The following is a 6,332-nucleotide window of genomic DNA, read 5'->3' on the forward strand; positions in this document are numbered from 1 at the left end:
GCATGCGCGTGTCAGCAAGACTCGCTTCTTCCATGCCCCTGACTCCTGCGAATGTCTGGCACTTCGTGCCCCGACCGGATGTCCACGATCTCCGGCAACACGCCAGACAAAGAACCCTTCACCCATGCCTCTGGCACTTTGTTTATGAAAAAAATTCTCGTTTGGGATATTCCTGCTCGTCTGTTTCACTGGGCCTTTGCTGGCTCGCTCACCGCTGCAATCGCCATTGGCTTCCTTGTAGATGATGATGCGCCGTTATTTCAACTGCACATGCTGTTTGGCATCGTTGCGCTGTTCCTGCTCGGCGTGCGTGTGGTGATGGGAGTGGTCGGCTCGCGCTATTCGCGGTTCTCCAGCTTTCCGGTGCATCCGCATGAGGTCATCGGTTACATGATCAGCGCGGCGGTTTCGAAGACGAAGCTGTATGCGGGAAACAATCCCGGCTCGGCAGTGGCGGCGGTGCTGATGTTCCTGCTCGTCCCTGCCTTGTTCATCTCGGGCATCGGCTACGGCGGTGAGGCGCTCGAAGAGCTGCATGAAGCCTTTGCCTGGGCCTTGCTAGTGGTCATCGTGATGCATCTGGCTGGGCTGGCGTGGCACACGATTCGGCATCGGGAGAACATCTCGCTCACCATGGTCACGGGCAAGAAGTCGGGCAGTGCGGAGGATGCCATTTCATCCAGTCATGCGGTCTGGGGCGTGGTCATCGCCATCGTGGCTGGTGTGTGGATCGCGGCGCTGTTTGCCTCGCACAACGCCAAGACGTCCACGGTCAAACTGCCTGGCATCGGGGTGACTTTGCAGCTGGGCGAAAACGAAGGCGGCAAAGGCAAACAAGGTCGCGAGCGCGATGACGACTAAAATCATGAAACGCTTCCTCTCACTCTTCCTGCTCCTGACTTCGCTCTCCGTGCAGGCGGGCGTGGTCTTTGAGCAGCCGCATGATGGCAGCGGGGCGCTGCGGACGTCGTCGCGCTATCAGCCGAATGGGACGGACTACGATCAGTTCGTGTGGGACTCGTTCAGCGTGCCCACAGCGCAGGCGGTAACGGAGATTCGCTGGCGCGGCGGTTATGATCCGCAGATGGCTTACTGGGGCGGTGACATCGTGAACTTCCGCGTTTCGATCTATGAATCCACGCCGGGCTTGTCGCAGCCGCATCTGGGGCCGGGTTATCCGGGCACGCCCGCGACGCTGGTGGCCTATGACACTGGCAACAAGGCGGGCGAGACAAGCGTGGGCGTGTTTGGCGGCGTGCCGATGTATGATTACCACTTCGTTTTGCCCACGGTGTTTCAGGCGCAGGCGGGGAAGCTCTACTGGGTGCAGATCGAGGCCGAGTTTGCCAATGGACTGCCGTATTGGGGCTTTGCGGCGGGCACGGGCAATGGCTCGCACTTCCGCCGCATCGCCGGGCAGGCGGATTTCTATTTCCAGTATGCGCCGGGCGATGCGGCCTTCAGCATCATCACGAGTGACGGGCCGACTTACACCATCGTCGCGAGCGAATCGCCTGTCGGCAGCGGCACGGTCACGAATGCGGGCCTGTATCCGCAAAACGCCGCCGCACCGCTCATCGCCACGCCGAATGCGGGTTTCGCCTTCGTGAACTGGACGGAGAACGGCACCGTGGTCAGCACGAATCCGAGCTACACCTTCACCGTGACGGGAAACCGCACGCTGGTGGCAAATTTTGCCACAGGCTCTCTCATCACGACGGCGTCATCGCCGCTCACGGGCGGGAACACGGATGGCGGCGGCAGTTTTGTGAATGGCAGCAGCGTCACGGTGCAAGCGGCGCCTTCCGCGAACTACAACTTCGTCAACTGGACCGAAAACGGCATACCGGTAAGTGCGAGTGCTAACTATACCTTCACCGTCGCCGGAGACCGCGATCTCGTCGCGAACTTCACGTCTTCAGCGACAAATCTCGGCATCGTCTTCTCGCAGCCGACGACGATATCCGGCACGCTGCTGCTCTCCTCCTATCTCGCGCCGGATGGGAATGTGGATGGCATGGAGTATCGCTTTGAGAAGTTCACGCTCGCCACCACCACGGGCATTTCGCATCTGCGCTGGCGCGGGGGCTACATCGGCAACAACGCGGCGGGCAATCCGGTGGTGGAGTTCAACATCAAAATCTACGGCTCCACGGCGAATGGCTTCTATCCCGACCTCGCGAATCCGCATCTCAAGAAATACACCATCACTGGCAACGCGAATCAAACCGCCGCCGAATTGGTCGGCGGTGTGCAGATGTATGATTACTCGGTCACGCTGCCAACTTCGTTCGTTGCCACGGCAGGCACCGGCTACTGGATTCAGATCGAAGCCTCGCAATACGGCTATCCGCTCACCTGGGGCCATGCCACCGGCGCGGGCGGCAACAACGCTCACTATCGCCGCATGGGTAACAGCTACTACAGCGGCACGGGCGATCTCGCGCTCACGCTCTCGGCGGATGTGCCCACCAGCTATGCCATCGCCGCCACATCGTCTTCAGTGAATGGCGGCAGTGTCAGCGGTGCGGGCACTTTCGCGCTCGATGCCGTCGTGAACCTCGCTGCCACGGCCAAAACGGGCTACGCCTTTGTGAACTGGACCGAAGGCGGCACCATCGTGAGTTCATCCGCGCTGTATTCGTTTCCTGCGGCGGCGAATCGCACGCTAGCTGCCAATTTTCAGCCGACGTATCAGCTCACGCTCACCAGTTCATCCACCACGATGGGCACCGTTGCGGGCGCGGGCACTTTCATCATCGGCAGCAGCGTCACCGCCATGGCGACGGCCAAACCGGGTTATGTTTTCCTCAACTGGACCGAGGCGAGCAACATCGTCAGCACAACACCTACCTATGCTTTCACGCTGCTGAATCAGCGCACGCTCCTGGCAAATTTCGCCGCCGGATTCACCGTCACGACGGCACCATCCTTCGCACCCGGCGGCAGTGTGAGCGGAGGTGGAGGTTATGCCACCGGCGGCGTGGTGACGCTGCTCGCCACGCCCGCTGCGGGTTATCAATTCACCGGTTGGAGTGAGAGCGGCATCGTGGTGAGCGCCAGCAACAGCTTCGCCTTCAACGCGGCTGCGAACCGCACGCTCGTCGCGAACTTTGTGCCCATCGTCGGCGTCACGAGCACCACGCCGGGCGCACTTGGCTTTGCATGGCCCGCATCGGCCACTGGCTGGGTTTTGCAGGAAAGTGCCGACCTCGGTGCAGCGAGCTGGACGACCTCCGCGCTGCCCATCACCACCAGCGGCGGGCAAAACCAAGTCTCCATCCCGAGCCCCACAGGCAGCCTGTTCTTCCGTCTCTCCCATCCATGAAACTGCCCAGCATCCTGCTCTCTCTGATTCTCGCCACACATCAGTTGAGTGCAGCCGCCGCTTACACTCAACCGCCCAGCACAGGAGGCGGCGGGCATGTCTCGGCCAGCTACACAGTGAATGGCAGCAACCTTGATGAGTTCGTCTGGGACTCCTTCAGTGTGGCCGCCACGCAGACGCTGCGTGAGATCCACTGGCGCGGCACATCGCTTCCCGTGTCGCACACCGAGTTTGTCATCAGCATCGACACCATCGCGCTACCCGGCGGCACGGTCTGGCATGTCGCAGGTAATGCGCATGAAACTCCGGTGGGGGCGACCGGCTATTCGGACTTCCGCTTCACGCTCCCGGCAGGCTTTGTGATGACCGGCGGGCAGACGTATTGGATGCAAATCTACGCCGTGCAGAGCGAGCTGCCGCCAAACTGGCAATGGAGCACGGGCACGGGTGGCAATGGCACACACTTTGCCCAAGTGCCCGCTGTGACGGGCGACTACAACTATGTGAACCGCGCTGGCGATACCGCCTTCACTTTGCTGAATGCAGCGACGGAGCCGGTCACGATCACGGTTGCTCGAATGCCTGCGGCGGGCGGCAGCGTCACCGGTGGCGGCACCTTCAATCCCGGTGATAGCGTGACCGTCACCGCAACGCCCGCGCATGGCCGCACCTTCATCAATTGGAGCGAGGAAGGCGTCGTGGTCAGTGCGAGTGCCAGCTACACCTTCGCCGCCGATGGCCACAAGACACTCACCGCCAACTTCACCGGACCCAACACCGGCCCGTATGTGATCAACGCCGTGGTCAACCCGAGCATCTATGGCAATGTCGGCGGCGCGGGCACCTACAACGCGGACGAAATCGTCGACCTCGATCTGAGTGCCGCCGACGGTGTCTCGTTTGTAGGTTGGACGGAAAATGGCGAACTGGTGAACCTTCCGAATGCCGGTGGCGGACTTTACCAATTCCCCGCCATCGCTGATCGAAATCTTGTCGCAAACTTTACCTATTTAAACAACACCTTCTTCATCAATGGAGTCGTCTCCCCGGCGTATTCAGGCACCGTTTTGCTGGCCGGAACCGCCGGACTAGCGGGCAAGAGTTATAGTGGTGGGACGCCGATCACCATTACCGCCACCCCGGCGTCGGGATACCGTTTCGCGTATTGGAAACAAGGAGCCGGCCTTGGTGACTTGGGCGGCGTGCCGCGCGTCGTGAGCATCAATCCGGTGCTGAAGCACATGGTGTGCTACGGCACCACGCTCACCGCCCACTTTGAAAAGAACTTTCCCACGCTCTACACCAGCTCGTTCCCCGTCAGCAGCGGCACGACCACTGGCGGGGGCAACTACGCGCACGGCTCGAACGTAACCGTCAACGCCGTCCCAGCCGTTGGCTATGTCTTTTCAAAATGGCGGCAGGGCACCACCGTGCTGAGCACCGACCCCAGCTACACGACGACCGTCACCAATGACGTCACTCTCGTGGCAGACTTCGTTGCCACCAATCGCACCATCACGGCAAGCGCTGCACCCTTGGCTGGCGGCAGTGTGACAGGCGCTGGAGTCGTCGGAAATGGAGCGCCCGTCACGCTCACGGCGTCTCCGTCTCCTGGCTATGTGTTTGGCAATTGGACCCTCGGTGGTGCACCCGCTGGCAACACCAATCCCATCATCTTCAACGCGAATGCCGACTACGCTTTCACTGCCAATTTCACATCCGCATCCACCTTTGCCATCACGGCAAGCGCATCACCGCTCGCTGGCGGTAGCGTCACGGGCACAGGCAGTTTCTTGTCCGGCGACACCTCCTTACTGACCGCCACGGCGAGTCCAGGTTACTACTTCGTGAACTGGACCGAAGCCGCTGTCGAAGCAAGCACCCTCTCAAGCTACAACTTCACCGTTAGTTCGAATCGCACGCTGATCGCCAACTTCGCCACGATCCCCGTCTTGAACATCGTGCCAGATGTGACCAACGATGGCTTCACTTTAACATGGCCGTCATCGCTCACCGGTTGGGTCTTGCAGGATAGCCCGGATCTGAGTGCTGGTAGTTGGCTGGATTCAGACCTGCCCATCATCACCAGCGGCGGGCAAAACGAAGTCTCCATCCCGAACCCAACGGGCAGCCTGTTCTTCCGTCTCGCACTGCCATGAAGTTCCGTCATCAGCACATGAAAACACGGCTCTCACTTCTCATCCTCACTTGGGGAGCAATTCACGCCCACGCCAATCTCCTGACAAACGGAGATTTTTCCCAGACCTACGATCCCGTGGGACCTGCGATCAGCCTGCCGACGAGCTGGTCAGGAATGAACGGCAGCACGGAAAACGCGGGCGTTTACAATGGCGATTTGAGGTTCAGCACCGCAGGGCTTCACAATGCCAACACGCACAAATACTACGTCTTCCAAAGCTTCGATGCGGGCAGCGGGGGCACCTTCACGCTGACCTTCGACTACTACCTCGAAAGGGCCAATACGGGAACGTTGATCAACGGAGCCAAGATCGCTATCGACAACTGGTATGTCACGGCATCACAGGCACTCTTCTCAAAAACCTACATGAGCGAAAGTTCGCAGAGCGCGTGGCATCTCAGTCAGACAGTCACGCTGACGCTCACTCCCGGAGTCCATGTGATCTACCTGGGCACCATCGGTGCCTCGCAGCAGAACGATCAGGCATTGGTCCACTATGACAATGTCTCATTGGATCCCGCGCCTCCCTCCTTGTTCACCGTGACGGCCACTGCATCCTCAGCCCCTGGTGGCACCGTCAACGGCGGCGGTGCATTTGTTCCGGGTGGGACCGTCACTCTTCACGCCATGGCGAATGAGGGCTATCAATTCACGCATTGGTCCGAAGCAGGTATCGCCGTGAGCAGCAGCCAAAGTTTGGTTTTCAATGCCACCTCCGATCGCACGCTCGTCGCGAATTATGTTCCGATGATGAATTTGAGCCAGAGTGTGCCCAGTGTGCTCAACCTAGCTTGGCCTGATACC

4 protein-coding genes are annotated in these 6,332 nt (G+C 60.1%); all 4 read left to right on the top strand.

Translation table 11 applies throughout. The annotated features are described in order from the left end of the window. The first annotated feature begins 78 nt into the window (after positions 1–78). Entirely contained in the window at positions 79–861 is a 783-nt protein-coding gene (locus AC6FTP_RS24825; RefSeq protein WP_497209595.1) for a cytochrome b/b6 domain-containing protein, read from the top strand. 4 nt (positions 862–865) lie between these two features. Then, a complete protein-coding gene (locus AC6FTP_RS24830) occupies positions 866–3,328 on the top strand; it encodes an InlB B-repeat-containing protein (protein WP_497209596.1) in 2,463 nt (820 codons plus the stop codon). Further along, positions 3,325–5,487 carry an InlB B-repeat-containing protein gene (locus AC6FTP_RS24835; RefSeq protein ID WP_497209597.1) on the top strand — a complete coding sequence of 721 codons (2,163 nt, stop codon included), beginning with the start codon at positions 3,325–3,327 and terminating at the stop codon, positions 5,485–5,487. The genes AC6FTP_RS24830 and AC6FTP_RS24835 overlap by 4 nt, the downstream gene beginning before the upstream one ends. Then, positions 5,484–6,332: InlB B-repeat-containing protein (locus tag AC6FTP_RS24840; RefSeq protein WP_497209598.1), on the top strand; the 849-nt coding region annotated here is incomplete at its 3' end. The genes AC6FTP_RS24835 and AC6FTP_RS24840, both read left to right, overlap by 4 nt.

Source organism: Prosthecobacter sp. (assembly GCF_044378005.1).
GTDB lineage: Bacteria > Verrucomicrobiota > Verrucomicrobiia > Verrucomicrobiales > Verrucomicrobiaceae > Prosthecobacter.